This window comes from Streptomyces sp. KR55 (genome assembly GCF_052245645.1).
Classification (GTDB): domain Bacteria; phylum Actinomycetota; class Actinomycetes; order Streptomycetales; family Streptomycetaceae; genus Streptomyces; species Streptomyces flavusporus.
Window position 1 is genome coordinate 1 of the sequence record NZ_JBQQCE010000968.1, and the last position, 858, is coordinate 858.

Below are 858 nucleotides of genomic sequence, written 5' to 3' on the forward strand. Positions count from 1 at the left end.
GAGAAACCGACGAAACGGGTCTCTGCAGGTGACGGAAGTCACCGCAGGGGCCCGTTTCTCGTTTCCATGATCGCTGTGAGGCATCACACAGCCTGGTCAGCTCACACAACAGGGCCCCGACGCGTGAGCTATCTCACGGGTGGGGCCTGTCTTCGTTGTGCTGCAGCGCCGGGTCGGATTGATCTATGCCGCCGGCGCCAGGTGGCCGGTCGGCGTCCAGCTCCTCGGTTCTTTTGTCCGACGGCGGTGGTGGGTGCGTCGGCGGGGGCGCTCGCTGCCGAGCGACAGTGTGTCCAGCCACTTCTTGATCTTGCGGCGGTTGGCGTGGGCCAGCTGGAAGGCGAGCAGGATCGTTTGTGCCGCGATGCCGCGGATGCGGCGTGAGCCCGCGGATTCGATGCCCTCGGCGAGGGGGTTCTTGGCGTAGCCGTTGTAGCCCTCGACGCTGTTGCGGAGCCGGAAGTAGACCTTCTGCCATTCCGGGCTGCCGTAGTCCAGGGCTTGCCACTGCTTGGCGCCGGCTTCGGGGCTGACGGTGATCGTGCGCTGGCGGCAGACCTTGAGCGGACCGGCCGGGCTGGGTTCCGGGTCGATGAGGGGCAGGTGGATGCCGCGCCCGAGGGCGTGGGGCTTGATGGGGCACTGGGCCTTGCCCGCCTCGGCGGGACACATCATCCGCTGGTAGCCGTCGGCGTCGGCGTTCTCCTTCGGCATGAGGCGGTAGCCGCGACGAGCGGCGATCAGCCGGACCCACGTCTCCCGGTCGATGCGCTCGGCGTGCAGGTCGATGGTGGCGTTGATGAGGGGCTCGGGCATGGACGGGCAGTACCAGCGGCCCTCGACGAGGATCGCGCCGTG

1 pseudogene is annotated in these 858 nt (G+C 68.2%); it reads right to left on the minus strand.

Annotated features, from left to right (window positions below):
- Positions 1-183 precede the first annotated feature (183 nt).
- Positions 184-858: pseudogene (locus ACTWQJ_RS51845) on the minus strand (hypothetical protein); the annotation flags it as partial.